Annotated in this window: 25 protein-coding genes; 10 read left to right on the forward strand and 15 right to left on the reverse strand. The window is 69.4% G+C overall.

Annotated features, from left to right (window positions below; translation table 11 throughout):
- Positions 1 to 122: 122 nt before the first annotated feature.
- The 3 genes from ACFWV3_RS33110 to ACFWV3_RS33120 form a co-directional block, all read right to left on the reverse strand.
- Positions 123 to 1232: a polysaccharide deacetylase gene (locus ACFWV3_RS33110; protein ID WP_382417121.1), complete on the reverse strand. Its 1110-nt coding sequence runs from the start codon at positions 1230 to 1232 to the stop codon at positions 123 to 125.
- A gap of 112 nt (positions 1233 to 1344) precedes the next feature.
- The gene (locus ACFWV3_RS33115; protein ID WP_382417123.1) at positions 1345 to 2046 is read right to left on the reverse strand and encodes a class F sortase; all 702 of its coding nucleotides are present in this window, start codon (positions 2044 to 2046) and stop codon (positions 1345 to 1347) included.
- Positions 2043 to 3431, reverse strand: a complete 1389-nt coding sequence (locus ACFWV3_RS33120; protein ID WP_382417124.1) for a collagen binding domain-containing protein — start codon at positions 3429 to 3431, stop codon at positions 2043 to 2045. Before ACFWV3_RS33120 ends, ACFWV3_RS33115 begins: the two co-directional genes overlap by 4 nt.
- 319 nt (positions 3432 to 3750) lie before the next feature.
- Here ACFWV3_RS33120 and ACFWV3_RS33125 point away from each other — a divergent pair, with 319 nt between their 5' ends.
- On the forward strand, positions 3751 to 4557 hold the full coding sequence (locus tag ACFWV3_RS33125) for a Bax inhibitor-1/YccA family protein (RefSeq protein ID WP_382417126.1): 807 nt from the start codon (positions 3751 to 3753) through the stop codon (positions 4555 to 4557).
- Positions 4558 to 4726: 169 nt separating this feature from the next.
- Here ACFWV3_RS33125 and ACFWV3_RS33130 read toward each other — a convergent pair whose 3' ends face one another.
- The 3 genes from ACFWV3_RS33130 to ACFWV3_RS33140 all read right to left on the reverse strand — a co-directional run bounded on the left by ACFWV3_RS33130 (position 4727) and on the right by ACFWV3_RS33140 (position 7313).
- A complete protein-coding gene (locus ACFWV3_RS33130) occupies positions 4727 to 4936 on the reverse strand; it encodes a hypothetical protein (RefSeq protein WP_382417128.1) in 210 nt (69 codons plus the stop codon).
- Between the two features lie 175 nt (positions 4937 to 5111).
- Positions 5112 to 6332, reverse strand: a complete 1221-nt coding sequence (locus ACFWV3_RS33135; RefSeq protein ID WP_382417130.1) for an acetyl-CoA C-acetyltransferase — start codon at positions 6330 to 6332, stop codon at positions 5112 to 5114.
- 108 nt (positions 6333 to 6440) lie between these two features.
- Positions 6441 to 7313 carry an SGNH/GDSL hydrolase family protein gene (locus ACFWV3_RS33140; RefSeq protein WP_382417132.1) on the reverse strand — a complete coding sequence of 291 codons (873 nt, stop codon included), beginning with the start codon at positions 7311 to 7313 and terminating at the stop codon, positions 6441 to 6443.
- A 117-nt stretch (positions 7314 to 7430) separates the two neighbouring features.
- Between ACFWV3_RS33140 and ACFWV3_RS33145 the strand changes: the two genes are divergently transcribed.
- The 3 genes from ACFWV3_RS33145 (at position 7431) to ACFWV3_RS33155 (ending at position 11235) form a co-directional block, all read left to right on the forward strand.
- Complete coding sequence (locus ACFWV3_RS33145; RefSeq protein ID WP_382417134.1) at positions 7431 to 8801, forward strand: cystathionine beta-synthase; 1371 nt, start codon at positions 7431 to 7433, stop codon at positions 8799 to 8801.
- A gap of 87 nt (positions 8802 to 8888) precedes the next feature.
- Complete coding sequence (locus ACFWV3_RS33150) at positions 8889 to 9974, forward strand: RDD family protein (protein WP_382417136.1); 1086 nt, start codon at positions 8889 to 8891, stop codon at positions 9972 to 9974.
- A gap of 115 nt (positions 9975 to 10089) precedes the next feature.
- Positions 10090 to 11235, forward strand: coding sequence for a cystathionine gamma-synthase (locus tag ACFWV3_RS33155; RefSeq protein WP_382417137.1), 1146 nt, complete (start codon positions 10090 to 10092; stop codon positions 11233 to 11235).
- A 426-nt stretch (positions 11236 to 11661) separates the two neighbouring features.
- Here the strand turns inward: ACFWV3_RS33155 and ACFWV3_RS33160 are convergent, their stop codons facing one another.
- Together ACFWV3_RS33160 and hppD are read right to left on the reverse strand one after the other, a co-directional pair.
- On the reverse strand, positions 11662 to 11907 hold the full coding sequence (locus ACFWV3_RS33160; protein ID WP_382417138.1) for a hypothetical protein: 246 nt from the start codon (positions 11905 to 11907) through the stop codon (positions 11662 to 11664).
- 55 nt (positions 11908 to 11962) lie between these two features.
- Positions 11963 to 13144, reverse strand: a complete 1182-nt coding sequence (gene hppD, locus ACFWV3_RS33165; protein ID WP_382417140.1) for a 4-hydroxyphenylpyruvate dioxygenase — start codon at positions 13142 to 13144, stop codon at positions 11963 to 11965.
- A 74-nt stretch (positions 13145 to 13218) separates the two neighbouring features.
- Here hppD and ACFWV3_RS33170 point away from each other — a divergent pair, with 74 nt between their 5' ends.
- A complete protein-coding gene (locus ACFWV3_RS33170) occupies positions 13219 to 13728 on the forward strand; it encodes an Lrp/AsnC family transcriptional regulator (RefSeq protein ID WP_382417142.1) in 510 nt (169 codons plus the stop codon).
- A gap of 26 nt (positions 13729 to 13754) precedes the next feature.
- Here the strand turns inward: ACFWV3_RS33170 and greA are convergent, their stop codons facing one another.
- The gene (gene greA / locus ACFWV3_RS33175) at positions 13755 to 14252 is read right to left on the reverse strand and encodes a transcription elongation factor GreA (RefSeq protein ID WP_090053440.1); all 498 of its coding nucleotides are present in this window, start codon (positions 14250 to 14252) and stop codon (positions 13755 to 13757) included.
- A 184-nt stretch (positions 14253 to 14436) separates the two neighbouring features.
- Complete coding sequence (locus ACFWV3_RS33180; protein ID WP_382417144.1) at positions 14437 to 14859, reverse strand: DUF4307 domain-containing protein; 423 nt, start codon at positions 14857 to 14859, stop codon at positions 14437 to 14439.
- A gap of 95 nt (positions 14860 to 14954) precedes the next feature.
- Between ACFWV3_RS33180 and mca the strand changes: the two genes are divergently transcribed.
- Together mca and ACFWV3_RS33190 are read left to right on the forward strand one after the other, a co-directional pair.
- Positions 14955 to 15824 carry a mycothiol conjugate amidase Mca gene (gene mca, locus ACFWV3_RS33185; protein ID WP_382417146.1) on the forward strand — a complete coding sequence of 290 codons (870 nt, stop codon included), beginning with the start codon at positions 14955 to 14957 and terminating at the stop codon, positions 15822 to 15824.
- A 2-nt stretch (positions 15825 to 15826) separates the two neighbouring features.
- On the forward strand, positions 15827 to 16081 hold the full coding sequence (locus ACFWV3_RS33190) for a hypothetical protein (RefSeq protein ID WP_382417148.1): 255 nt from the start codon (positions 15827 to 15829) through the stop codon (positions 16079 to 16081).
- A 37-nt stretch (positions 16082 to 16118) separates the two neighbouring features.
- Here the strand turns inward: ACFWV3_RS33190 and ACFWV3_RS33195 are convergent, their stop codons facing one another.
- From ACFWV3_RS33195 to ACFWV3_RS33205, 3 genes are read right to left on the reverse strand one after another with little or no spacing between them, the layout of a single operon-like run.
- Positions 16119 to 16733 (reverse strand): DNA polymerase beta superfamily protein, encoded by a 615-nt coding sequence (locus ACFWV3_RS33195; RefSeq protein ID WP_382417150.1) that lies wholly within the window; start codon positions 16731 to 16733, stop codon positions 16119 to 16121.
- The gene (locus tag ACFWV3_RS33200) at positions 16730 to 19198 is read right to left on the reverse strand and encodes a polynucleotide kinase-phosphatase (RefSeq protein WP_382417152.1); all 2469 of its coding nucleotides are present in this window, start codon (positions 19196 to 19198) and stop codon (positions 16730 to 16732) included. Before ACFWV3_RS33200 ends, ACFWV3_RS33195 begins: the two co-directional genes overlap by 4 nt.
- Positions 19198 to 20535 (reverse strand): 3' terminal RNA ribose 2'-O-methyltransferase Hen1, encoded by a 1338-nt coding sequence (locus ACFWV3_RS33205; RefSeq protein WP_382417154.1) that lies wholly within the window; start codon positions 20533 to 20535, stop codon positions 19198 to 19200. Before ACFWV3_RS33205 ends, ACFWV3_RS33200 begins: the two co-directional genes overlap by 1 nt.
- Before the next feature lie 55 nt (positions 20536 to 20590).
- On the opposite strand from ACFWV3_RS33205, the gene ACFWV3_RS33210 reads away from it, so the two are divergent.
- Both ACFWV3_RS33210 and ACFWV3_RS33215 read left to right on the forward strand, forming a co-directional pair.
- Positions 20591 to 22564 (forward strand): thioredoxin domain-containing protein, encoded by a 1974-nt coding sequence (locus ACFWV3_RS33210; protein WP_382417156.1) that lies wholly within the window; start codon positions 20591 to 20593, stop codon positions 22562 to 22564.
- A gap of 56 nt (positions 22565 to 22620) precedes the next feature.
- Positions 22621 to 23175 (forward strand): hypothetical protein, encoded by a 555-nt coding sequence (locus tag ACFWV3_RS33215; RefSeq protein ID WP_382417158.1) that lies wholly within the window; start codon positions 22621 to 22623, stop codon positions 23173 to 23175.
- Here ACFWV3_RS33215 and ACFWV3_RS33220 read toward each other — a convergent pair.
- Positions 23168 to 23998 (reverse strand): DMT family transporter, encoded by an 831-nt coding sequence (locus ACFWV3_RS33220; RefSeq protein ID WP_382417160.1) that lies wholly within the window; start codon positions 23996 to 23998, stop codon positions 23168 to 23170. The two genes, ACFWV3_RS33215 and ACFWV3_RS33220, sit on opposite strands and share 8 nt — an antisense overlap.
- An 84-nt stretch (positions 23999 to 24082) precedes the next feature.
- Between ACFWV3_RS33220 and ACFWV3_RS33225 the strand changes: the two genes are divergently transcribed.
- Entirely contained in the window at positions 24083 to 25429 is a 1347-nt protein-coding gene (locus ACFWV3_RS33225) for a PLP-dependent aminotransferase family protein (RefSeq protein ID WP_382417162.1), read from the forward strand.
- Positions 25430 to 25442: 13 nt separating this feature from the next.
- On the opposite strand, the gene ACFWV3_RS33230 is transcribed toward ACFWV3_RS33225, so the two are convergent.
- Positions 25443 to 25574 carry a hypothetical protein gene (locus tag ACFWV3_RS33230; RefSeq protein ID WP_382417164.1) on the reverse strand — a complete coding sequence of 44 codons (132 nt, stop codon included), beginning with the start codon at positions 25572 to 25574 and terminating at the stop codon, positions 25443 to 25445.
- Positions 25575 to 25640 lie beyond the last annotated feature (66 nt).

Below are 25640 nucleotides of genomic sequence, written 5' to 3' on the forward strand. Positions count from 1 at the left end.
GGATACGTAAAAAAGGAACAACAACGTTTCGCCTGGTCCAACAAACGACGGAACCTTCCCCACCGACGTTTAAACCGCGGTGGGTGTTTCCCGCCGCAGGGGGGGGGAAACCCCCCCACCGCTCAGTTGCGCGCCGGCGGCATCTTGCGGAGCTGGTCCAGCACGACCGGGTCCTGCAGCTGCATCCACTGGATCACCTCGGTGTAGGTGGCGCACACCGTCTCCGGCTTGTCGCACACGTACTCGAGGAACTGCTCCATCGCGTTGGAGAACGCCGACCCGTTCCACTCGTTGAAGTGGTTGCCGACGACGATCGGCGCGCGGTTGCTGTTCAGCGCGGCCTGGTGCACCGACTTGTAGGTGTCGAAGACGATCTGCGTGAAGTCGGCTGCGCGCTCCGGCTGGTCCTTCGCGCCGTTCAGCGAGAACCAGAGGTTGTAGTCCATCATCACGACCTGCTTGCCCAGACCGGGGACCTTCACCTCCGGCATCGGGAACTCGTACAGTCCGTTTTGGACGGACGGCCACTGCACGCCCAGCGCCACCTTGCTGGTGTCGTAGACGAGGCCGTGCGCGGCCATGGCGGGGAAGGCCTGGTCCCAGATGCCCTCCAGGCACGGCGTCCGGCCTCCCCGGATCGCGCTCTGCGGCAGGTTGAGGCCCGCGGCGCGCGACCTGTCGAGGATCTTCCTGAACTCGTCGAGCTCCGCGTTCCAGGCCGCGGTGTTCCACTTGTCGACCGACGGCTGGGTCGTGCTGCCGGAGCAGAAGTGACCGTTGTAGTGCGTGCCGATCTCGTGGCCGTCGGCGATCACCTGGTTCAGGTAGCCGATGCGCGCCGTGATGTCCTGCCTGGTGCCGCCGAACGAGATGTCGGAGGAACCGCGCGCCAGGCCCGCCGGCGGCTGGTACTGCGTGCTGTCCTGCTCCGACAGCATGTACACACCGGACAGCAGGCCGGTGACGTGGGCGTTCTTGGCCTTGGCGATCGGCAGGACCTTGTCCCAGTGCGGCTTCGAGACCGCGCCGTCGAAGGAGAAGAGCACGAACTGCGGGGGCTTCTCACCCGGCGTGAGCTTGTGCATCCACGGCTGCTTGGCGATCTGCTCCTGGGTGGGGGCGGGCACCGTGGGCGTCGGCCCAGCATCCTTGGGCGCGGGCAGGCGCGGCGCCATCGGCAGCGGGCCCGACTCGGCCTGGTTCTCGGAGTCCTTGTGCGGACCGAGGGTCATCACCAGAACGAGAGCGAGTGCCAGAGCAACACCCGTGGTCAGCCATCCCCAGCGTTTCACACTTATGGAGACGACTGGTCACCCGAAGGGGTTGCGCGGAGTCGAGAACTGGTCACGCGACGGGTTCGGCGATCACCACTCGGTTCGCCTCGTACCCCTGCTTGCCGCCCACCCAGGTACCGCCGCACGTGACGAGGACGAGCCGGTGCGGGCCGCGCGGACCGAAGAACTCGACGGCGCGCGCCGGCAGCTCCTCCTTGCGGACCGTCTCGATCTGCCTGATGCGGAACTTGAACTCCTTGCCCGCGCTGTCGGCGATCACGACCTCACGGCCGTTCTGCGCCTGCCACAGCTCCGCGAACGGGCCCTTCGCGCCCTTCCAGTCGACGTGCCCGGCGAGGACCGTCGCGCCCTCGGCGCCGGAGAGCTCGGTGCCCCACCAGGTCGCCTCGCCGATGCCGTCCGGCACGGGCAGCACGCCGTCCTTGACCTCCCTGCGCACCAGCGTGGCCGAACCGCCGGCGGGCAACCGCACGGAACCGGGCCCCGCTTTGGGCGGCGCCGGCTGCTGCTGTTGCGGCGCGGGCGGGTCGGCGGGCTTGGCGTTGTCCGTGTTCGCGCCGCCGATCAACCCCGTGAGGTCGGCGCCGCGGCCCGTGCTGAGGCTGTCGGCGACCGGACCGGGGCCGACCACGGGGATCTCGTCCGCGACCGCGCGTCCACCGACGACCTCGATCTCGGACGTGGCGACCAGCACGCTGGCGGCGGCGAGTCCCGCCACCAGCGCACCGGTCAGGAAAGCCCTGGAACTCACTGCCTGCGCCACACCAGGAAGCCTGCCAGCGCCGCACCGAGCAGCACCAGGCCACCCACCCCGAGCATCAGGCCGGGACGCAGTTGCGTGTCGAACGACGCGGTCGCGACCGGCGTCTGGCCCTCGGTGCCCGCGGGGATCGTGCTGGGCACCACCGGCTTGTTCGGCTTGTTCACCAGCTCCAGCGCGAGCGTCTGGCCCGCCGCCACCGCGCCGCACGCGGCAGGCGGTGCCTTCGGGTCGAAGTACTCCTCGTAACCCTTGGGCGCGGCCACCTCGACGAGGCAGATCTCCTGCGGCGTGCGCAGGTCCGGCACCTCGACCGTGCCGTCGGCACCGGTCTGCAGCACCAGCGGCTTGCCGTCCGTGCCGACGAGGTCGCCGTCGTCCTGCTTCTTCGCGGGCGACGTCTGGTCCTTCGCCGTGACGCGCAGCGCGACGCCCGCGATCGACTTCTTGGTCTCGGAGTCGATCTTCGTGATCTTCACGGCGCCGGGCGCGGTCTTGGCCAGGCCGGTGGCGTTCGCGTTGAGCTTCTTCTCGCCGCCGGTCGTGACCATGCGCTGCATGTTCTCGGTCTGGATCGGGAAGTGCACGACGGGCCGGTCGGCGGGGGAGTCCGCGACGGCCGCGATCGTCGGCTTCGGACCGGTGGGAATGATCTTCACGGCGGCCGGCTGGCCCTCGGCGCCCGTAGTGGCCTTGCCGCTGGTGCTGCCGTCGGCGAGCTTCGCGTCGGTCAGCGTGAAGTCGATGCCCGCGTTGGTGACGCCCTGGTCGTTGGCCTTGACCAGGGCCAGCGTCCAGGTGGACTCGGTGTCGATGACCAGCGGTTCCTTCGGTGCGGTCGCGGTGAGCGTCCACGGGCCGCGGTTGGCCTCGGCGTCGGCCTTCATGCGCGCGACGGCGTCCATGACGGACTGCGGCAGGCGCGCGGCGTAGAAGGGCGCGTCGTAGGCGAGGTACTTCGGGTCGGTCGTGTCGAGGCGGACCGCGCCGTCCGGTGCGGACGTCCAGCTGTGCAACAGGTGCGCGAGCGCGGCGGCCTCGTCCGGCGACTTCGTCGTGGAGTAGCGCAGCAGCAGGTAGGAGATGTTCGCCGCGATGTCCGGCGCGAGGTCCTTGCCCGCCTTGGTGCGCAGCGCGTCGCCCTCGTTGTAGCCGACGTTGCTGTCGGGCGCGGGCAGCGCGTACTGGACGCACCACACGTGCTTGTCCTGCCAGACGTAGGACCCGTGCCACTCGCTACCCGGTGTGGCGTTGGGCTGGAGCCCTGACGCGTTGTGGCCGATGCCCTTGACGCCGACAGCAGTCGCCGTCGCGGGAACGGTCAGGAGCGCGAGCCCCGAAACCATCGCCACGGCGGCCAGACGTTTCCAGCCCATGGTGAATCGTGATCCCCTCTGACCTGTGTATATCCCGCGTGCGAGCTTGTCGGTCCCCCGAACCGGCGACAAGCCCCCACGAGAGGGAAGTCTGGGTACTACGCAGAGTGTGATCGTGAACGAAGTGTGATCTGGACTACTCGATTCGAGCGTGCCGCGCCGCGACACGCCGCAGTCTTATAACGCTCCGGAGTCACGGCCCTATTTGCACGCGTGTGATCGTCGTCGGGGGTAAAGTCGCCTTTACCGACGGGGAACATGGCACCGGGCGTGCTCGTTGAACCCCATGACGGCGTAAGCAACGCCCCAGGAGGACCAGGTGCGCTCGAGCAGCAACCCGGCTTTCCGTAACCTGCCGACAGGCGGCGGGTACGGAGGCTACGCAGGCTTCGGCCAGCCAGAACAGGCTGGCTACCAGCAGGCCCCGCCGCCGCTGACCAGCGAGCGGCCGATGACGATCGACGACGTCGTCACCAAGACCGGCATCACGCTGGCCGTGGTGGCCGTCACCGCAGTCATCACCTACCTCATGCAGGCGTGGTTCCTGCTGTTCCCGGCCGCGATCATCGGCCTGGTGCTCGGTCTGGTCATCTCGTTCAAGCGAGTCCCGAGCCCGCCGCTGGTCATCGCCTACGCCGCCGTCGAAGGCATCTTCCTCGGCGCGTTCAGCGGCATCATCGGCGGCATGATCGACAACTGGACCCGCAACCCGGGCCAGGGCGTGGTGGTCATCGGCCAGGCCATCATCGGCACGATCGGCGTCTTCGCCGGCATGCTCGTGGTCTACAAGACGGGCGCGATCCGCGTCACGCCGAAGTTCACCAAGTGGATCACCGGCGCCATCATCGGCGTCGCCGTCCTGATGCTGTTCAACCTGATCATGAGCTTCTTCACCGACGGCGGCCTCGGCCTCCGCAACGGCGGCACGCTCGCGATCATCTTCAGCCTCGTCTGCATCGGCCTCGCGGCGTTCAGCTTCCTGATCGACTTCGACGCCGCCGACCAGGCGATCCGCGCCGGTGTGCCGGCGAAGTACGCGTGGCAGATCGCGTTCGGCCTCACCGTGACCCTGGTGTGGCTGTACACCGAGATCCTGCGCCTGCTGTCGTACTTCAACTCGGACTGACGTCCGGGTGCACTCGGAGGGGCGTTCCGCTGCGGCGGGGCGCCCCTTCGGCGTTTGTGCAGGAAATCCGAGGAATTCGACTTCCGGGGGAATCGGAAGTCATTGAATTCGAGCGGCATTCGGCCGGGGCGGGCCTGTTCGCCGTATTTCGACGAATGCTGAAAAAGACCTACACGCGCCAGCGCACGTCCGGGATCTCCGTGCCCACCTTGATCAGACAGGCGGTGCACAGCATCCCCGCCTGAGCGCGCGACACCCGCTCATCAGGCACCGAGTGCTCGCAAACGGCCTCGTAGAAGCTCCGCGGCCCGTCGGCTTGGTCGAGAGAGAAAGCGTGGCATTGCAGGTCGTATTCGCTTTGCCACCACACGTACGGCATGTCCGAACCCTCCTTGCTCATCGGTAGGGACGGACTTCCCCTCGCCTGATGACGTCATTTGAACGACGTTTTGTCTCATCGGCAGAAAGGGGGCAGACAAGTAGCTCCGTTCGGGTGAAGCGGAGCTACTTGCAAGCGTCAAATTGCAGATCTTGAACGAAAGATGCCGAACGACTCAGCTCAGCCGCTCGATGACCATCGCCATGCCCTGGCCGCCGCCGACGCACATCGTCTCGAGGCCGAACTGCTTGTCGTGGAACTGCAGCGAGTTGATCAGGGTGGTGGTGATGCGCGCGCCCGTCATGCCGAACGGGTGGCCCACGGCGATCGCGCCGCCGTTCACGTTCAGGCGGTCGAGGTCGATGCCGAGGTCCTGGTAGGACGGGATGACCTGGGCGGCGAACGCCTCGTTGATCTCCACCAGGTCGATGTCGGAGACCGAGAGGCCGGCCAGCGCCAGCGCGCGCTTCGAGGCCTCGACCGGGCCGAGGCCCATGATCTCCGGCGACAGGCCGGAGACGCCGGTCGAGACGATGCGGGCGAGCGGGGTGATGCCGAGCTCGCGGGCCTTCGTGTCGGACATGATCACCAGCGCCGCGGCGCCGTCGTTCAGCGGGCAGCAGTTGCCGGCGTTCACGCGGCCGTCGGGGCGGAAGACCGGCTTCAGGGCGGACACGGCCTCGTAGGTGACGCCGGCGCGCGGGCCGTCGTCGGCGGAGACCACGGTGCCGTCGGGCAGTTCCACCGGCGTGATCTCGCGGGCCCAGAAGCCGCCGGCGATCGCCTTCTCGGCGAGGTTCTGCGAGCGGACGCCGAACTCGTCCATCTCCTGGCGCGAGATCCCCTTGAGCAGGGCCAGGTTCTCGGCGGTCTGGCCCATCGGGACGTAGACGTCCGGCACGACGTCGAGCGTGCGCGGGTCGACCCACTCCGAGGCGCCGGACGAGGCCGTGGCACCGGTGCGCGCCTCGGCGTCGGCGAAGACCGGGTTGTGGGTGTCCGGCCACGAGTCGGAGCTGCCCTTGGCGAAGCGCGACACCATCTCGACGCCGGCGGAGATGAACACGTCGCCCTCGCCGGCCTTGATGGCGTGCAGGGCCATGCGCGTGGTCTGCAGCGACGAGGCGCAGTACCGGGTGACGGTCGTGCCGGGCAGGGTGTCCTGGCCGAGCAGCACGGAGACGACGCGCGCCATGTTGAAGCCCTGCTCGCCGCCGGGGAGACCGCAGCCGAGCATCAGGTCGTCGATCTGCGCCGGGTCGAGCTGGGGCACCTTGTCCAGGGCCGCCCGCACCATCCGCGCGGCGAGGTCGTCGGGCCGCAGGTCCTTCAGCGAGCCCTTACCCGCCCGGCCGATGGGGGAGCGGGCGGCGGAGACGATCACGGCCTCAGGCATCACGAAACTCCTCGTTGAGAGTCAAGGTTGCCGTCGAGCCTAGTTAACGGCCGCTCACCCCGGCCAGCGCGAGTGACGAGCATTTCGAAACCCGGTCATTCCGAAAACTCACGCGTGCCGCTTCTGCAGCCACGCCGGCACCCGTGACGGGCGGACCGCCAGCGCCGCCGCTGAGCGGACCGGCAGCGGCGACGCGGCCCACCCCGGCCACAAACCCGCGACCTGGCACAACGGGGCCAGCAGCACGCCTGCCGCCGCCTCGTAGCCGATCGCGCTGGGGTGGAAGCGGTCTGAGCTGAACATGTCGACGTGCCGCGCCAGGAACTCCGGCGCCAGCAGGTTCGCGAGCGACACCGGCACCCCGCCCGCACGCCGCACCTCCGCGGTCTGCGCCGCCGCGAGCCGCAGGCTGTACCGGCGTCCGATCGCCCGCAGCGGCTGCGGGATCGGCCGCACGATGCCCAGGTCGGGGCAGGTGCCGACGACGACACCGCAGCCGGCGGTGCGCAGCCTGCGCACCTGCTCGGCCAGCAGCAGCGCCGACTCGCGGGCGCCGATCCGCGACGTCACGTCGTTCGCGCCGATGATCACCAGCGCGACCTGCGGCTCGTCCAGCACCGCCGCGTCGACCTGCGGCACCAGGTCGCGGGTGGTGGAGCCGCTGACGGCGTAGGTCGAGAGCCGCACCGGCCGTTCCGCCTCCTCGGCCAGCGCCTGGGCCAGCAACACGCCCGGCATCTGCGAGGGATGTGTCACACCGACGCCCACCGCCATCGAGTCGCCGAGGACGGCCAGGCGCAACGGGTCGCGGCCGTCGTCGAAGTACACCCCGTCGGGCGCGGGCCAGAGGTGTTCCAGCACGCCGATGGCCACGCGGGCGCGTCTGCCCTGCTCGTTCAGCAGGCCGACGAGCGCTCCGGACAGGCCTCCGACCGTCGCGGCGGTCATCGCCACCGCCCGCAGCGTCCTCAGTCCGATCATCCGCGACACCCCCTTCACCAGGAATCGTCGGCCGCGCTGTTCGAATCACCCTCCGCAGCCACTAGAGCTACGCTTCCTCCCGCTATCTCGGAGAGTGGGAGCAGGGAGTAGATACCGGTGGAGTACGTCGAGCACGTCGTCGATCTGGTCGGCAACACGCCGCTGGTCAAGCTCAACTCGCTGACCGACGGCATCAAGGCCACGGTGCTGGCGAAGGTCGAGTACCTGAACCCCGGCGGCAGCGTGAAGGACCGCATCGCGCTGCGCATGGTCGAGGCCGCCGAGAAGTCCGGTGAGCTGAAGCCGGGCGGCACGATCGTCGAGCCCACCTCCGGCAACACCGGCGTCGGTCTCGCCCTGGTCGCCCAGCGCAAGGGCTACAAGTGCGTGTTCGTGTGCCCCGACAAGGTCAGCGAGGACAAGCGCAACGTCCTCAAGGCCTACGGCGCCGAGGTCGTGGTGTGCCCGACCGCCGTCGCGCCCGAGCACCCGGACTCCTACTACAACGTCTCCGACCGGCTCGTCCGCGAGATCCCCGGCGCGTGGAAGCCCGACCAGTACTCCAACCCGGAGAACCCGGCGAGCCACTACCACCAGACCGGCCCCGAGATCTGGCGCCAGACCGAGGGCCGCATCACGCACTTCGTCGCGGGCGTCGGCACCGGCGGCACGATCTCCGGCACCGGCCGCTACCTCAAGGACATCTCCGACGGCGCCGTGCAGGTCATCGGCGCCGACCCGGAGGGCTCCGTCTACTCCGGCGGCACCGGCAGGCCGTACCTGGTCGAGGGCGTCGGCGAGGACTTCTGGCCGGAGGCCTACGACAAGACCATCGCCGACCGGATCGTCGAGGTCTCCGACGCCGACTCGTTCGACGTCACCCGCCGCCTCGCGCGCGAGGAGGGCCTGCTCGTCGGCGGTTCGTGCGGCATGGCCGCCGCCGCCGCGCTGCGCGTCGCGAGGGACCTGCCCGAGGACGCCGTGGTGGTCGTGATCCTCCCCGACGGCGGACGCGGTTACCTCTCCAAGGTCTTCAACGACCGCTGGATGGCCTCCTACGGCTTCCTCCCGCCGGACTCCACCGGTGCGACCGTCGGCGACGTGCTGCGCCGCAAGGGCGGGATCCTCCCCGATCTGGTGCACGCTCACCCGAACGAGACCGTGGGTGACGCCGTCGCGATCCTGCGCGAGTTCGGCGTCTCGCAGATGCCCGTCGTCAACGCGGAGCCGCCGGTCATGGCCGCCGAGGTCGCGGGCGCCGTCAACGAGCGCGACCTGCTCGACGCCCTGTTCACCGGCAAGGCCCAGCTCTCGGACCGCCTCGACAAGCACATGTCGCCGCCGCTGCCCACGCTCGGCGCCGGCGAGCCGGTCGGGATCGCGATGAACGCCCTCTCGCACGCCGACGCGGCCCTCGTCCTGGAGGACGGGAAGCCCGCCGGCGTGGTCACGCGACAGGACATTCTGGGGTTCTTGGCTGGTCGCTGAGCGTAGAACCGGGTGCGTCCGATAGCGTGACGCCCCAGATCATCAGTCTTACTCGTACACGGCCCAGCCAAGGGGGTTGGAAACCGGATGAACGCTCCGCAGCCGCCAGGAAACCAGTTCGGCGGTCAGCCGCACCAGGAGCAGCCCAACGCGGACGCCACGCAGGTCGTCCCGGGAGGTGGGCAGCACTCCGCTGCCAACCCGAACCCGGACGCGACGCAGGTCGTCTCGCCTGGTCAGGCTCCTGCCGCACCGCAGCAGAACGCGGACGCCACCCAGGTCGTCAGCCCCGGTCAGGTACCGCCCTCGGCGGGCCCCGGCTCGGGCGGCTTCCCGGCGCAGGGTCCCGGCTCCGGCGGGTTCCCCGCCCAGCAGCCGCCCCCGTACGGCGCCCCGCAGCAGCCTTACGGCCAGCCGCAGCAGCCCTACGGCGCTCCGCAGTCGAACCCGTACGGCCAGCCGGCGGCCTCGCCCTACGGTCAGCCGCAGCAGCAGCCGTACGGTGCGCCGCAGTCGAACCCCTACGGCCAGCCGGCGGCCTCGCCGTACGGCCAGCCCGGGTACGGCGGTGCGCCCGGCTACGGCGCACCCGGCATGGTCCCGCCGCCTCCGACCGGCTACGCCGAGTGGGGCACGCGCGCCATCGGCTACCTGATCGACATCGCGGCCCCGACCGTCGTCTCGGTGGTGCTGTACTACATCATCGCCGCGATCGCGGTGTCCGCGGACGCGCCCGGCATCCTGTTCCTGGGTGCCCTGGTCTACCTGGCCAACTTCGGCTTCATCATCTGGAACACGGTGATCAAGCAGGGCCAGACCGGCCAGTCGATCGGCAAGAAGGTCGCGAAGATCAAGCTGATCTCCGAGGAGACCGGCCAGCCGCTCGGCGGCGGAACGACGTTCATCCGCCAGCTGTGCCACATCGTCGACGCCCTGCCGTGCTACGCGGGCTTCTTCGCCCCGCTGTGGGAGCCGAAGAAGCAGACCTGGGCCGACAAGATCATGAAGTCGATCGTGGTCAACGCCCCGGAGACCGCCTCGCCCTACGGCGGCGGCGCGGGCACCGGCGGCTACCAGCAGCAGCCGAACACCGGCGGCTACCCCCAGCAGCAGCCGGGCGGCTACGGCCAGCCCCCGCAGCAGGGTTACGGCGGCCAGCAGCAGGGCTGGTAAGCCCTCAGCCAGTCGCGAACGGCCCCGGTCACCACCTCGGTGACCGGGGCCGTTCCCGTTTTCACCAGGTGGACTACCCCCCGGCGGGGGCCAGATGGGTGAGTACCCTTCGGACATGAGCACCCCATACGGCTTCGCCACCAGGGCGATCCACGCCGGTCAGGACCCGGACCCGACCACGGGTGCGGTGAACGTGCCCATCTACGCGACCTCGACCTACGCCCAGGACGGCGTGGGAGGTCTGCGCGAGGGCTTCGAGTACTCCCGCACCGGCAACCCGACCCGCCGAGCGCTGGAGACCTGCCTGGCCTCCCTGGAACGCGGCCGCTACGGCAGGGCGTTCTCCTCCGGCATGGGTGCGACCGACGCGGCACTGCGCACGTTCCTCAAGCCCGGCGACCACATCGTCATCCCGAACGACGCCTACGGCGGCACGTTCCGCCTGATCGACAAGGTCTTCTCCCAGTGGGGCGTGACCCACTCACCGGCCCCGGTCTCCGACGTGGACGCCATCCGCGCCGCCGTGACCCCGGCGACGAAGCTGATCTGGATCGAGACCCCGACCAACCCGCTGCTGAACATCGGCGACATCGCGGCCATCGCCTCGGTGGCCCACGAGTCCGGCGCGAAGCTGGTCGTGGACAACACCTTCGCCTCCCCGGCCCTCCAGACCCCGCTGGAACTGGGCGCCGACGTGGTCCTGCACTCGACCACCAAGTACGTCGGCGGCCACTCCGACGTGGTCGGCGGCGCCCTGATCACCTCCGACGAGGAGATCGACGCGGCCTTCGGCTTCCTGCAGAACGGCGCTGGCGCGGTCCCGGGCCCGTTCGACGCCTACCTGACCCTGCGCGGCATCAAGACCCTCGAACTGCGCATGGAGAAGCACTCGGACAACGCCGAACTGGTGGCCGAGGCCCTGACCCGCCACCCGCGCGTCAAGAAGGTCATCTACCCCGGCCTGGAGTCGCACCCCGGCCACGCGGTGGCAGCCAAGCAGATGCGCCGGTTCGGCGGCATGGTCTCGTTCATCGTGGACGGCGGCGAGCAGGCAGCCCTCGACGTGTGCGCCCGCACGAAGCTGTTCACGCTGGCGGAGTCGCTCGGCGGCGTCGAGTCGCTGATCGAGCACCCCGGCAAGATGACGCACGCGTCCACCTCGGGCTCACTGCTGGAGGTCCCGGCGGACCTGGTCCGGGTCTCGGTGGGCATCGAGTCGGGCGACGACCTGGTGGCGGACCTGCTGGCAGCCCTGGGCTAGACACGCCACGCCGAACGTGACGCGGCGCGGCACCGCTTTCAAGCGATGCCGAAGGCGAGCAGTCAGACCTTGCGCCGATGGGTAGCGGTGCACCCACTCGTGGTTTGGCGATTGGGGCTTGACTTTGGGTGCGAGGTGCTACCACTAGTGGATCGGCCGGTTGCGAAGCATCCGGCCTTTTCCGGCCGAACCAGCGCCTCGCAAGGGCCCCGAAGTCAAGCCCCAATCGCAATCGTCGCGCAGCGGCGATGTACCCAGGTCTTCGTCCGAGGTGCACGCCCACGCTGGAACAGGCACCAGACCGCACTGGCGACCACGCTGGAACTCGCACCAGACCGCAATGGCGACCACGCTGGAACTCCCACAGCCCGAAAACAGACGAAGGCCCCCTCCCACCGGGAAGGGGCCTTTCACGTCTACCAAGCCCTAAGGCTTCTTGGACCCGCCGAACCGATCCACGTTCTCCACCTCGGCCACAGGAGCCGCCGGAAGATCGGCGCCGTTCACACACCCACCGACGAACTCGATGGACGTGCCGGTGCGCACGAAGCGGCCGGCCTCGTCGCAGCCCGCGTGGGCCACGGTCAAGAACGCCGCGCCGGTCAGTGCCGCAGCCGTGGTCACGGCTCCGACCAGCGGGATCACCGCGGCCACGCGTCGTACGAGTGCCATGCCACCTCCCCACGATGTGTTGCCCCCGTGAAGCCACCTTACCGGGGGAACGCCATCAGAGGTTGCCGCGGCGCTCCTGCTCGCGCTCGATCGCCTCGAACAGGGCCTTGAAGTTGCCCTTGCCGAAGCCCAGGGAGCCGTGGCGCTCGATCAGTTCGTAGAACACCGTCGGGCGGTCGCCGATCGGCTTGGTGAAGATCTGCAGCAGGTAGCCGTCCTCGTCGCGGTCGACCAGGATGCGGTGTTCCTTGAGCACCTCGATCGGCACGCGGACCTCGCCGATGCGGGCACGCAGCTCCGGGTCGTCGTAGTAGGAGTCCGGGGTCTCCAGGAACTCGACGCCCGCGTCGCGCATGGACGTGACCGTCTTGATGATGTCGTTCGTGGCCAGCGCGATGTGCTGGACGCCGGCACCCTCGTAGAACTCGAGGTACTCGTCGATCTGCGACTTCTTCTTCGCGATCGCCGGCTCGTTCAGCGGGAACTTGACGCGGTGGTTGCCGTTGGAGACGACCTTGGACATCAGCGCCGAATAGTCCGTGGCGATGTCGTCTCCGATGAACTCCGCCATGTTCACGAAGCCCATGACGCGGTTGTACCACTCGACCCAGTAGTCCATCTTGCCGAGCTCGACGTTGCCGACGCAGTGGTCGACGGCCTGGAACAGGCGCTTCGGCGCACCCTCCGGACGCTTGACCGTGGACGTGCGAGCCACATAACCCGGCAGGTACGGGCCGGTGTAGCGAGAGCGGTCGACGAGCGTGTGGCGGGTCTCGCCGTACGTTGCGATAGCCGCCGTGCGCACCGTGCCGTGCTCGTCGGAGATGTCGTGCGGCTCCTCCAGCACGGTCGCGCCCTGCTTGCGGGCGTGCTCGATGCACTGGTCGACGTCGCCGACCTCCAGCGCCAGGTCGACGACGCCGTCGCCGTGGCGGCGGTGGTGGTCGAGGAGCTCGGAGTTCGGGGTGACGCCGCCGTGGATCACGAAGCGGGCCGAGCCCGACTTCAGCACGAACGACTTGTGGGTGCGCTGGCCGGTCTCGGGGCCCGCGTAGGCCACGAGCTCCATGCCGAACGCCACCTGGTACAGCCACGCGGTCTGCGTGGCGTTGCCCGCGACGAACACCACGGCGTCCATGGCGCGCACGGGGAACGGGTCCTTGGTCGCGTCGTAGTCGACCAGGCCCACGAGCTGCCTGAGCTGGTCGTAGCTCACGTCGTCAAGCTGCTGCGTCATGTCATTCAGCATGAATCGACCTAGCAGGGTGAGCAATAGTCGACGATTTTGCTGCGCAATTTGTACAGTGATCTATGCCCAATGATCAGCAGAGTGAGCACTCTGACCAGCCCGTCGACGAACTCGACGCGAAGCTGCTGCTGCTCTTGACAGACGAGCCCCGCCTGGGCGTTCTCGAATGCTCGCGGCGGCTCGGCGTCGCCAGGGGAACGGTGCAGGCCAGGCTGGACCGGCTCACCGACAGGGGAGTGCTCGGCGGGTTCCCGCCGGCGCTCGACCTCGGCGCGATGGGCTACGGGCTGACGGCGTTCGCGACGGTCGAGATCGCGCAGGGACGGCGGGCCGAGGTGTGCGCGGGGCTGGCCGCCATCCCGGAGGTGTGCGAGGTGCACGCGACGACGGGTCAGGGAGATCTCTTCGTGAGAATGGTCGCTCGGTCCAACGCCGACCTGCAGCGCGTGGTCGACCACATCGTCGACGTTCCGCACGTCCGCCGGCTCTCGACGTCGATCGCGCTCTCGACGCCGGTGCCGCCGCGGGTGCGGCCCCTCCTGGAACGCGTGAAGGGCCGGTCACCGAAGTGACCGGCCCTTCGACAACGTCGTCGTGACTACCCGCCGTAGGGAACGGCGGAGATCAGCGTGACCTTCTGGAGCTTGCCGTTGGGCAGCTCGTACTCGACGGTCTCGCCGTCCTTCGCGCCGTTCAGAGCCTTGCCGAGCGGCGACACCGGGGAGTAGACCTCCATCTCGCCGTGCGCGCCCTCTTCGCGCGTGGCGAGCAGGAAGGTCTCCGTCTCGTCGTCACCCTCGTAACGGATCGTGAGCACCGTGCCCGGTGCCGCGACACCCTTGGTGGTGGGAGCCTCGCCGACCTTCGCGGCCTGGAGCAGCTCGTGCAGCTGGCGAATCCGCGCCTCCTGCTTGCCCTGCTCCTCGCGGGCCGCGTGGTAGCCGCCGTTCTCGCGCAGGTCGCCCTCCTCGCGACGGGCGTTGATCTCGGCAGCCATGACCGGGCGGTACGCGATGAGTTCGTCCAGCTCAGCCTTGAGCCGGTCGTAGGCCTCCTGGGTCAGCCAGGTCACCTGGGTGTCGCTCACGGTCACCAACTCCTCGTCTTGCTCTGGTGCACACGTGTGCACCAGATAGTTCCCGAGCCGGGGGCCCGGAACGGAAAAACACGGCCCGCGCCGGGGCCGTGCTTGAGCTGCAACTATAACACGGAGACAACGTTCAACGACGGCGATTTGTTCCCAATCTCGCCGTTCAAAACGCAGATCACCCGCTTGGCCGCTAGCTCGTGGACAAGTAGGGGGGAACCTGGTAGGAGCACCCGAACACCTCGCCGGTGACCGGCGGCTTCGAGCTTCGGAGAACTGTTGTCTCGACGACGAGCGAATTTCCCGGCGGAACCAGAACTTCGCGTCGACCTGCTTCGTCCCCGTCCTGGGACCGGGCCCGAATGATGCAGACCGCCGCGCGCTCCGGTTGATCTCGGGAAACCTCGAAACTGACCTGTACGCGGTCGTCGCCGAGGATCGTGAACGCCGTCTGCTTGGCCTCGATCGGCTTTGTGCCGAGATTTCGGTAACCGACGAAGGCGACCAGGGCACCGACCGCAACGGCTACAGCGAGTAACGCCCACCGCGTCCACTTGGCGAGCGGTTTGCCGCCCTGCCTGCTGTACCGCCCCACCGGCAGCGCGCGTTGTGCCACTTGCCGCGCCCTCCTCGGTCTCTGGGGAACAATGGTGCCCGACGTTCAGTTGATGAGTGTCGCAGGACCGTTGACACAGGAGGACCACGGGGGTCATGGCCGACAAGCTGCGCCTTATGGCAGTGCACGCACATCCCGACGACGAGTCGAGCAAGGGCGCGGCCACGATGGCCCGCTACATCGCCGAAGGGCACGACGTGATGGTCGTGACCTGCACCGACGGTGGTGCGGGCAGCATCCTCAACCCGGCGATGGACAAGCCGGACGTGCTCGAGAACATGGTCGAGATCCGCCGCGAGGAAATGGCCAACGCCGCCAAGATCCTGGGCATCCAGCACCGCTGGCTGAACTTCAAGGACTCCGGCCTTCCCGAGGGGGACCCGCTGCCGCCGCTGCCCGAGGGGTGCTTCGCCCTCGTGCCGCTGGAGGAGTCGGTGCCGCCCCTGGTGCAGGCCATCCGCGAGTTCCGCCCGCACGTCGTGGTGACCTACGACGAGAACGGCGGCTACCCGCACCCGGACCACATCCGCACGCACGAGGTCTCGATGGCCGCGCTCGACGCCGCCGCGGACCCCGAGTACCAGCCGGAGCTGGGCGACGCGTGGGAGACGCAGAAGGTCTACTACGGCCACGGCTTCTCGCGCGCGAAGATCCTCGCCTTCCACGAGGCGATCGAGGCTCGTGGCGGTGAGTCGCCCTACACGGAGTGGCTCGCGAACTGGAGCACCGACCGCCCGGACGTCATGCAGCGCGTGACGACGCAGGTCGAGTGCGCGGACTACTTCGACGTGCGCGACGAGGCGTTGAAGGCGCACGCCACCCAGATCGACCCGACGAGCCGCTGGTTCGCCATCCCGATGGACGTGCAGCGCGAGATCTGGCCGACCGAGGAGTACGAGCTCGTGCGCTCGCAGGTCGACTCGACGCTGCCGGAGAACGACCTGTTCGCCGGAGTTAAGGTCTAGGGGTGAACCCCTGGTACGACACCGTCGCGATCGTGGCTGTGCAGCCGTCGAACTCGAACGAGAACGACAAGGGCGGTCAGGGGGAGGACTTCGGCAAGTCCTCCCCGGTCGGCCTCGTCCTGCTCATCGTGTTCTTCATCGCGGTGTTCTTCCTCGTCAAGTCGATGAACAAGCACATCAAGGGCCTGCCGGCGTCGTTCGACGAGCCGGAGAAGCCTGCCGCGGAGCCGTCTTCGGAGACGAAGAAGGCGGACTAGCCGGCCGGTCGCGACCACCGCGCTCAGGTGCGGTGGCTCACAACGACCTCCTGCGCACGGAAACCAGCCAGTCCTCGACCCGGTCGCGGTCCGGCTCCTCCGGCAACGGCCCCTCCGCGGCCACGATCTCCGCACCCAGCCGGTGCGCCCACGCCACCGCGTCGTCCCACGGCATCGAGCCGTCGCGGATCTTCAGCAGCGACCGGTCCGCCGCGATGTCGTAGCGGCCGGTCCGCAGCAGGGTCAGGCCCACCAGCCGCAGCCGCACGACGTGCATGAGCTGCTTCGGCTTGAGGTTGCGACCGGCGCGCGAGAGCTGCATCTCCGTCGCGCGCGTGAACGCCCGCACCGCGTGCCGGGAGAGGAACGCGGGCAGCAGCTCCCGCAGTTCCTCCCCCAACGGCGTGCTGATCTCGACCAGCGGGCTGACCAGCGTCTCCAGCACGGTCGGGTTCGACTTCAGACCGAGCCTGCAGAAGTGCTCGACCTCCCAGCTGAGCTGTTCGGGGTCCGGGCCCTCGACCGAGGTCGGGGGCTTGTCGAACCGCCAGAACGCCTCCGCCGGCGCGACGAACACGCCTCGTCTGTCCACATCGGACGACGAGCTCGCGAGCCCGTAGGCGTGCGAGCCGACGATCACTTCGAGGATCACAGTCGTGGGTCCACCGGTTCCGATTCCAGGGCCAGCACTCCGAAGACGCATTCGTGCACCCGCCACAACGGCTCGCCGCGCACAAGACGCTCCAACGCCTCGATGCCCAGCGCGTACTCGCGCAACGCCAGACCGCGCTTGCGGCCGAGCGAACGCTTGCGCAGCCGCGCGAGGTTCGAAGGCTGCGTGTAGTCCGGTCCGTAGATGATCCGCAGGTACTCGCGCCCGCGGACCTTCACGCCCGGCTGCACGCGTCCGCCGAGGTTCGCCAGCGGCTTGACGACCATGCCCTCGCCGCCGTCCGCCGTCAGCTCCTCCCACCACCGCACGCCGGCCACGACCTGCTCGGGGTCGGTGACGTCGACCACGAGGTGCCGGGTCTGCTGGAACAACGGTCCGTCCAGCTTCGCCAGCGTCTCCAGGTGCCACAGGTGCGAACGGTCGTGGAACGTCTGCCCCTCGGCCGCGAGCAGCTGGAACGGCGCGATCCGCACGCCCTCCAGCCCGTCGGTCGGCCAGCAGTACCGCTCGTAGGCCGCGGTGTACGCCGAGGCGTTCGCGGCCCGCTGAGCGGTGCGTGCCAACAGGTCCGCGACGTCGACACCACGCGCGGCGGCCGCTTCCAGTGCCGAGACCGCCACCGGCAAAGCGCCACCGGCGGCCGCGCCGACCGCCGCGTACTGCTCGCGGATCAGGCCGGAAGCCTTGGCGTTCCACGGCATCAGCTCGGCGTCGATGAGCAGCCAGTCCGTGGCGAGCTCGTCGAACAGCCCGGCGCACGCCGAACGCACTCGGTCGAGCAGTTCGTCGCCCAGCGCACCGTCGAAGAACGCGCGTCCGGTGCGCGTGTAGATCGCACCACCCTCCTTGCGCACCAACAACACCGCGCGCGAACCCATGTGCTTCTCCTCGCAGATCACCTGCGAGACGCGCGCGGCCCGGTACTCGGCGAAGGCGTCCTCCGGGTGCTCCAGCACGTCGTCGCGCTGCGAGGTCGTGGTCGGCGCCATCGTCGGCGGCAGGTACAGCAGGTCGTGCGGGTCGATCGCGAACCGGCTCATCACCTCCAGCGCCGACGCCGACTGCTCGGCCCGGACCGTCACGGCACCCATCACCGACGTCTCGATCCGGCGCAGGCCGGTGACGTCGGTCAGCGCCAGCACGTCCGGTGCGCGCTCGACGGGCTTGGCGGGAAACGGCGAGGTGCTCTCGTACCAGGCCTGATGCGCCTTCACCGACACGATCTCGCGCGACGGGTAGCGCAACGCCGTGAGCTTCCCGCCGAACACCACACCGGTCTCGAGGCACATCGTGTTGTTGATCCACTCGGCCTCGGGCACCAGGACGTGGCCGTACAGCACCATCGCGGCGCCGCGGTAGTCGTTCGCCCATGGCAGCCGCACGGGCAGTCCGTACTCGTCGGTCTCGCCGGTCGTGTCGCCGTACAGCGCGAAGCTGCGCACCTTGGCCGACGCACGGCCGTGGTAGCGCTCGGGCAGACCGGCGTGCGCCACGACGAGGTTGCCGTCGTCGAGGACGTAGTGCGCGACCAGACCGTCGCAGAACCTCGTGGCGGCCAGGCGGAACTCCTCGGTCTCGTGCGCGAGCTGCTCCAGCGACTTCTCCAGCCCGTGCCGGACCGTCACCTTGTGCCCGCGCAGCGCCCGGACCAGCTTCTCCTCGTGGTTCCCGCGCACGCACAGGGCGTGGCCGCCGGCGACCATGCCCATCACGAGCCGCAGCACGCCGGGGGTGTCCGGGCCGCGGTCGACGAGGTCGCCGACGAACACGGCCTTGCGGTCGTCCGGCGGGACGGCGTCGACGGGACGGCCCTCGTCGTCGCGGACCAGGGTGTAGCCGAGCTCGGTGAGCAGCTCCTCCAGCTCCGCGCGGCAGCCGTGCACGTCACCGATCACGTCGAACGGGCCGGTCTCGTGCCGCAGGTCGTTGAGCAGCCGCTCGTACACGATGGTCGAGCTGTCCACTTCGGACTCCGAGCGCAGCACGTGGACGCGCTTGAAGCCCTCCTTGCCGAGGAACTTCAACGACTTCCGCAACGCGGCCCGGTGCCGCTTCACGACGTGCGCGCCGAAGTCGCGGTCGGGGCGGGTCGCGTTGCGCGCCAGGCACACCTCGGTCGGGGTGTCCAGCACGATCGCGACCGGCAGCACGTTGGCTCTCCGCGCGACCTCGACCAGCTTGGCGCGGTCGGGTGCCTGCACGTTGGTCGCGTCGATCACGGTGACACGGCCGGCCTCCAGCCGCTTCGACGCCACGTAGTGCAGCACGTCGAACGCGGCCGCCGACGCCGACTGGTCGTTCTCGTCGTCGGACACCAGCCCGCGGAAGTAGTCGCTCGACAGCACCTGAGTGGGCAGGAAGTGCTTGCGCGCGAACGTGGACTTGCCCGAACCGGAGGCGCCGATCAGCACCACCAGACACAGGTCGGGGATCTTCAGCTCCATCAGTTCACGTCCTTCACGCTGAACACGGCCATCTGGGTCGGAGCGCCGCGGTCGGCGTTCTCCGGTCCGATCGGCACGTAACGCACTTCGTAGCCACGGCGTTCCGCGACGCCGTCGGCCCATTCCGCGAACTCCGCCCGCGTCCACTCGAAACGGTGATCGGAATGCCTCAGCTGGCCTTCCGGCAACGTCTCGAACAGCGGGTTGTACTCGACGTTCGGCGTGGTCACCAGCACCGTGCGCGGCCTCGCGACCACGAACACCGAGTGCTCCAGCGCGGGCAGGCGCGACGGGTCGACGTGCTCGACGACCTCCATCAGCACCGCCGCGTCGTAGTCCGCGAGCTCCGTGTCGGCGTAGGTCAAAGCCGACTGCCGCAACGTGATCCGCTCGCGCTGGCGCTCGCCCATCCGGTCGAGGTGCAGCTTGCGCGCGGCCTCCTGCAACGCCTTCGCGGACACGTCGACGCCGTGGATCTCGGTGAACTCGGGTTCGTTCACCAGCGCCCGCAGCAACGCGCCACCACCACAGCCCAGGTCGAGCACGCGCTTCGCCCGTGCCTCCTTCAGCGCCGCGATCACGGCGTCCTTGCGCTGTGCGGCAAGGGAGATCTTCGGCTCGGCCAGCGCGTTGTCGAGCTCCTCGGGCTCGACCTCGTCGACGTCGGCGAGCCGTTCCAGGGCCGAGGTGATCAACGGGCGCTTGCGGGCCAGGTAGCGGGTGGTGATCAGCTCCTTGTCCGGGTGGGCGGCCAGCCAGCCGTCACCGGCCTTGAGCAGCTTGTCGACCTCGTCGGCCGCGACCCAGTAGTGCTTGCCGCCGTCGAGGACGGGCAGCAGCACGTAGAGGTGCTTGAGGGCGTCGCTGACCTTGAGGGTCCCGGTCAGCGTGACGTCACCGAAGCGCGAGTCGCCGTGCCCGGTCGTCTCCACCCTCCAGCCGAGCGGCGCGAACAACCGCTCCGCGAGCCGGTGCGGCAGCGCGGGAACGCGGATGACCAGCGGGATCGGGGTTTGGGCGAGCTCGGGGAAGCTGTCGCTGCGGCCGTTCATCGCCGTGCGGAACACGCTGCCGAGCGCGACCGTGAGCAACGAGCCGGCCGCGTACGGGCGGTCGTTGACGTATTGGGTGAGCGTGCTGCCGGGACCTCGCACCAACGCGATGGGGTCGACCTCCAGCAGGAGGGCGACCGTGCATTCGTCGTGCGTCGCCTTGGGGTAGAAGACGTGCGCGACACCCGAGCTCGTCGAGAAGGACTGGGCCCGGTCCGGGTGCTTGTGCAGCAGGTGACCGAGGTCGGTCGCCGGCTGGTGGGTCGTGGTCATGGTGAGCAACACCCGCACGAGTCTGATCGAGCGACGCCGTTTCCGCAGGCGATTTAGGGTGGAGGGCATGGCGAACCGACTCGCGGACGCGACCAGCCCCTACCTGCTGCAGCACGCCGAGAACCCGGTCGACTGGTGGCCGTGGACCGAGGAGGCGTTCGCCGAGGCACGGCGGCGCAACGTCCCGGTGCTGCTCTCCATCGGGTACGCGGCCTGCCACTGGTGCCACGTGATGGCCCACGAGTCGTTCGAGGACGTGTCCATCGCGGAGTTCCTGAACGAGAACTTCGTGTCCGTGAAGGTGGATCGCGAGGAACGTCCCGACGTCGACGCCGTGTACATGGAGGTCACGCAGGCCATGACCGGCCACGGCGGCTGGCCGATGACGGTGTTCCTCACGCCGGACGCGCGCCCGTTCCACGCGGGCACCTACTACCCGCCGGCCCCGCGGCCGGGCATGCCGTCGTTCAAGCAGATCATCGAGGCCGTGCACGCCACCTGGACCACTCGGCCGGACGAGATCCTGGAGTCGGCTTCCGTCGTGGTGGAGGAGATCTCCCGGCACGCCGCGCCACTGCCGCCATCCGTTGTGGACTCGGACGCGCTGGCGGGCGCCGTGGTGTCGTTGCTGGGGGAGTTCGACCGGCGGCACGGCGGGTTCGGTGGCGCGCCGAAGTTCCCGCCGTCGATGGTCGCGGAGTTCCTGCTGCGCCACCACGAGCGCACCGGGTCGGTCGAGGCGATCTCGATGGCGACCACGACGGCCGACGCGATGGCGAACGGCGGCATGTACGACCAGCTCGGCGGTGGGTTCGCGCGGTACAGCGTCGACGCGGCGTGGGTCGTGCCGCACTTCGAGAAGATGTTGTACGACAACGCTTTGCTGCTGCGCTTCTACACGCACCTCACGCGGGTCACCGGGTCCGAGCGCTACGCACGCGTTGCCCGTGACACCGCTGCATTTCTGCTGCGGGACCTCCGTGCGGGGGACGGCTTCGCGGCTTCGCTGGACGCGGACACCAACGGCGTCGAAGGCCTGACCTACGTGTGGTCGTTCGACGAGCTGGGCGACGCGGCCGCGGCGTTCGGCGTGACCGGGGAGCCGAACTTCGAGGGCGGCAAGTCGACGCTGGGGTTCGTGTCGGAGCCGGGGGAGGACGTGCGGGCCGCCTTGCTGGCGCGCCGTTCCGAACGGCCACAGCCGGGACGTGACGACAAGGTGATCGCCGCGTGGAACGGCATGGCGATCGCGGCGCTCGCCGAGGCCGGGGCGTTCTTCGGGGAGCCGGCGTGGGTCACGGCGGCTGTCGAGGCGGCGTCGTTGCTGGCGTCGGTGCACCTGGTCGAGGGCCGGTTGCTGCGCACCTCGCGCGGTGGGGTGGCCGGGCCGTCGTTCGGCGTGCTGGAGGACTACGGCTGCCTCGCCGACGGCTTGCTGGCGTTGCACCAGGTCACGGGGTCGATCCGGTGGCTCGACCTGGCGTGCGGGCTGCTGGACACCGCTCTCGTGCGGTTCGCCGTCCCGGAGACGCCGGGTGCCTACTACGACACCGCGGACGACGCCGAGGCGTTGGTCCGCCGTCCTGCGGACTCGACCGACAACGCGTCGCCGTCCGGAGCGTCTTCGCTGGCCTCGGCTCTGGTGACGGCCTCGCTGCTGGTCGGTGCGGATCGTTCGTCGCGGTATCTGGACGCGGCCTCGGCCGCTGTGACGCGCGCCGGTCTGCTGGCTGCGCGTGCGCCGCGGTTCGCCGGGCACTGGCTGACGGTCGCGGAGACGTTGGTCGCCGGGCCGCTGCAGGTGGCCGTCGTGGGCGCTGGTGACGACCCGCGCCGTGCGTCGCTGTGGGCGGCGGCGGTCGCGCATGTGCCCGGAGGCGGCGTCGTCGTGGCAGGAGAGCCGTCATCGGTTCCGTTGCTCGAAGAACGTCCGTTGCTCGACGAGGCTCCTGCGGCTTACGTGTGCCGCGGTTACGTCTGCGAAATGCCCGTCGCGTCGGTAGATGCGCTGGTCACTTCGCTGACGGCGAACACCCTCTAGCTGATTGCAGGCGTAACGTCGGCAACGACGTAATCATGTAATCAGGGGTGGTTCCGATGGGACGTGGATGGCGAGGACGAGGCGGGTGGCAGCAGGCTGACCTGCCCTCGGCCGACGACGCGGCGGCGTGGTTCGCGGGCAGGCTGCCCGACGCGTGGTTCACGGGCGCGCCGGAGGTGATCGTCGACCGCGAGGAGATCACGGTCGTCGGCACGCTGGCCGACCTGGAAGGCGAGTTCGACGACGCCTCGCGCGCGGCGGCCGAGTCGGGCCGCATCGCCCGCTGGCGCGAGGAGACGCGGGACGAGCGCATCGAGATCGCCCGCCAGGCCGAGCACCGCTACGGCCGCAAGGTGGCCTGGGGCGCGGTCCAGGGCGGCACACGCGAGCTGTTCACGCACCTGGCCGTCCCGGTGATGACGCGGCTGCGCCAGCCAGAACGCCAGGTGCTGGACACGTTGGTCGCAGCCGGCGTGGCGCGCTCTCGTGCCGACGCGCTGGCGTGGGCCGTGCGTCTGGTCGGTGAGCACGCCGACTCGTGGCTCGGTGAGCTGCGGGACGCGATGTCGAAGGTGGACGACCTGCGTTCGCAGGGGCCCGACCTCACGTGACGCTGGGAGCCGTCCGTTCGACGATCGGGTCGACGGACGGCTCCTGTGCTGTGCGGAGCCCGATGACGCACCCGAGTGCGACCGTCGTGACGCCGAGAACGGACACGAGCGTGAGCTCCTGCGCTTCCAGCAGGACCGACGTGACCAGGCCGGACACCGGCATCAGACCGATGAGCACCCCGGCGCGGTCCGAGCCGAGCCGGTTGACGGCGAAGTACCAGAGGCCGAACGCGAGCGCGGTCACCAGGATCGCCAGCAGCACCAGGGCAAACGTTTGCCGCGTGTCCGGTACCTGCCAGCCGCCGACGAACGTGCCCGCGACGGCGCCGATGACGGCGGCGAGCAGGCAGGTCCAGGTGGCCACGCCGAGCACGCCGAGGCGGCGCACGACCCCGACGGCGAACAGCGTGAAGCAGACTTCGCCGGCCATCGTGAGCAGTGCGAGCACGAGGCCCGGGCCGTGCCACGAACCGCCACCGGACAACAGCACGATGCCTGCCGCCACCACCACGGCGCCCACAAGGGCCGAGGTGGTGCGTTGGCGTGAGAGCAGAGCCAGTGCGATGGGGGAGCCGCCCATCACGGCGGCCACGAAACCTGGTTGTGCGTACTGCTGCGCGGCGATCAGTAGGGCGTTGAAGCCGAGCATGCCCGTGGCGACCACGCCCAACAACGGCGGGATGTCGCGCCACGACGGCATGGGCAGGCGTCGGGCCACCAGCAGCAACACGGCCGCACCGAGTGCGTAGCGCATGGCCTGGCCCGTCAGGACCGGGTAGCTCTCCAGCATTCCCGTGACCGGTACCGACGCTCCGACGATCATTGCCGCTGTTGCTCCCGCGGCCACCCCGAGTCTCATGGTTCTCCAGCCTGGTGTCGGACTGGTCCAGGTTTAAGCTCCACTTCAATGGCCACGAACTGGACCACTTTTCGCGAGCTGCTGTTGCCGGGGCACCAGCGGCGGCGTGGCGTGGAGGTCGAGCTGCGCAGGGCGATCCGCGACGGGCGGCTCGTGCCGGGCACGCGGCTGCCGTCGAGCAGGGACCTCGCGGCGCAGCTCGGGGTGGCGCGCGGGACCGTGACGTCGGCGTACACGCAGCTCGTGGCGGAGGGGTACCTCACGTCGCGGCGCGGGTCGGGGACGACTGTGGCGAGTCTCGGGCCCGCCGGCGCGCGCGGGGTGCCGGAACCGGCGCGGAGGTGGCGGTACAACCTGCGGCCCGGACTGCCCGCGCTGGGCGCTTTTCCGCGTGCCGAATGGGTTTCCGCTCATCGGGCGGCGTTGGCCGAGCTGCCGGACGACGACCTCGCCTACCCCGACCCCGCCGGGTTCTTGGGGCTGCGCAAGGAACTCGTCGACTACCTGGCCCGTGTTCGCGCTGTGGTGGCACGGGACGCGGTGATCACGAACGGTGCGGCGGACGGGTTGCAGCTCACCGCGCGGATGCTCGACGGCAGCATCGCGATCGAGGAACCGAGCCACTTCGGCAGCGAGCACATGCTGCGGTCGCACGGGCTGGACACCGTGCCGATTCCCGTTGACGACAAGGGGATTCGGGTCGACCTGCTTGCCCAGACGGACTGTCGTGCGGTGCTGGTGACGGCCGCGCACCAGTTCCCGCTGGGCGTGGTGCTGCATCCGGAACGACGGCGCGCGCTCGTCGAGTGGGCGCGCTCGTGCGATGGGTTGATCATCGAGGACGACTACGACGCGGAGCACCGGTACGACAGGCCGGCGTTGAGCGCGTTGCAGGCGCTGGCGCCCGAGCACGTGGTGTACCAGGGGACGACGAGCAAGGTGCTCGCGCCGGCGTTGCGCCTCGGGTGGCTCGTCGTGCCGGAACGCCTGCGCGAGGACATCGTGCAACGCAAGCAGTACAACGACATGGGCACCGGCACGATCCCGCAGGCGGCGTTCGCGCACCTGTTGCGGACCGGTGGTTATGACCGGCATCTGCGACGTACGCGCGCGCTCTACCGGAAGAGGCGGGATGCGTTGCTGGAGGCCGTGGCGGAGCATCTGCCGGGGTGGCAGGCCGTTGGCGTGGCAGCCGGGTTGCACGTCGTGTTGCGCATGCCCGACGGGATGGACGACCTCGCGTTGAAGGGCAGGCTTGAGACGCGAGGGGTGCACGTGTGGGCGTTGGCGCAGTACACGCGCACGCCCATGTGGCCTGGCTTGGTGGTGGGCTACGCGGCGTTGTCCCCGGACCGGTTGCGTGAGGCGGTCAGGGAGATCGCCGCTGCCATCTGAAAGCAGGTGGCGTTCAGAGGATGTGTTCGCGCTTGGAGCTCGTGTCGGCGTCGGAGCCGAGGATGTGCGCGCGGTCGCCGGTGCCGGTGCCGGGGGCGGCGAGGACGGCGGCGACCAGCAGGGCGGTGGCGATGAAAGCGCGCATGGCTCGGTAAACCCCCAGGTAGAACCGATGGTCCGGCCAGCCTAGCCCGCGTCTCGAGAAATTGTC

The sequence above is a fragment of the Lentzea sp. NPDC059081 genome, from assembly GCF_042738015.1.
Taxonomy (GTDB): domain Bacteria; phylum Actinomycetota; class Actinomycetes; order Mycobacteriales; family Pseudonocardiaceae; genus Lentzea.

Bases quoted from the DNA above. Each gene is read 5' to 3' on its own strand.
- ACFWV3_RS33110 (WP_382417121.1), bottom strand. From the start codon at position 1,232: ATGACCCTCGGTCCGCACAAGGACTCCGAGAACCAGGCCGAGTCGGGC.
- ACFWV3_RS33120 (WP_382417124.1), bottom strand. From the start codon at position 3,431: ATGGGCTGGAAACGTCTGGCCGCCGTGGCGATGGTTTCGGGGCTCGCG.
- ACFWV3_RS33130 (WP_382417128.1), bottom strand. From the start codon at position 4,936: ATGCCGTACGTGTGGTGGCAAAGCGAATACGACCTGCAATGCCACGCT.
- ACFWV3_RS33135 (WP_382417130.1), bottom strand. From the start codon at position 6,332: ATGCCTGAGGCCGTGATCGTCTCCGCCGCCCGCTCCCCCATCGGCCGG.
- ACFWV3_RS33140 (WP_382417132.1), bottom strand. From the start codon at position 7,313: ATGATCGGACTGAGGACGCTGCGGGCGGTGGCGATGACCGCCGCGACG.
- ACFWV3_RS33150 (WP_382417136.1), top strand. From the start codon at position 8,889: ATGAACGCTCCGCAGCCGCCAGGAAACCAGTTCGGCGGTCAGCCGCAC.
- ACFWV3_RS33155 (WP_382417137.1), top strand. From the start codon at position 10,090: ATGAGCACCCCATACGGCTTCGCCACCAGGGCGATCCACGCCGGTCAG.
- ACFWV3_RS33160 (WP_382417138.1), bottom strand. From the start codon at position 11,907: ATGGCACTCGTACGACGCGTGGCCGCGGTGATCCCGCTGGTCGGAGCC.
- hppD (WP_382417140.1), bottom strand. From the start codon at position 13,144: ATGACGCAGCAGCTTGACGACGTGAGCTACGACCAGCTCAGGCAGCTC.
- ACFWV3_RS33170 (WP_382417142.1), top strand. From the start codon at position 13,219: ATGCCCAATGATCAGCAGAGTGAGCACTCTGACCAGCCCGTCGACGAA.
- mca (WP_382417146.1), top strand. From the start codon at position 14,955: ATGGCCGACAAGCTGCGCCTTATGGCAGTGCACGCACATCCCGACGAC.
- ACFWV3_RS33200 (WP_382417152.1), bottom strand. From the start codon at position 19,198: ATGGAGCTGAAGATCCCCGACCTGTGTCTGGTGGTGCTGATCGGCGCC.
- ACFWV3_RS33210 (WP_382417156.1), top strand. From the start codon at position 20,591: ATGGCGAACCGACTCGCGGACGCGACCAGCCCCTACCTGCTGCAGCAC.
- ACFWV3_RS33215 (WP_382417158.1), top strand. From the start codon at position 22,621: ATGGGACGTGGATGGCGAGGACGAGGCGGGTGGCAGCAGGCTGACCTG.
- ACFWV3_RS33220 (WP_382417160.1), bottom strand. From the start codon at position 23,998: ATGATCGTCGGAGCGTCGGTACCGGTCACGGGAATGCTGGAGAGCTAC.
- ACFWV3_RS33225 (WP_382417162.1), top strand. From the start codon at position 24,083: ATGGCCACGAACTGGACCACTTTTCGCGAGCTGCTGTTGCCGGGGCAC.
- ACFWV3_RS33230 (WP_382417164.1), bottom strand. From the start codon at position 25,574: ATGCGCGCTTTCATCGCCACCGCCCTGCTGGTCGCCGCCGTCCTCGCC.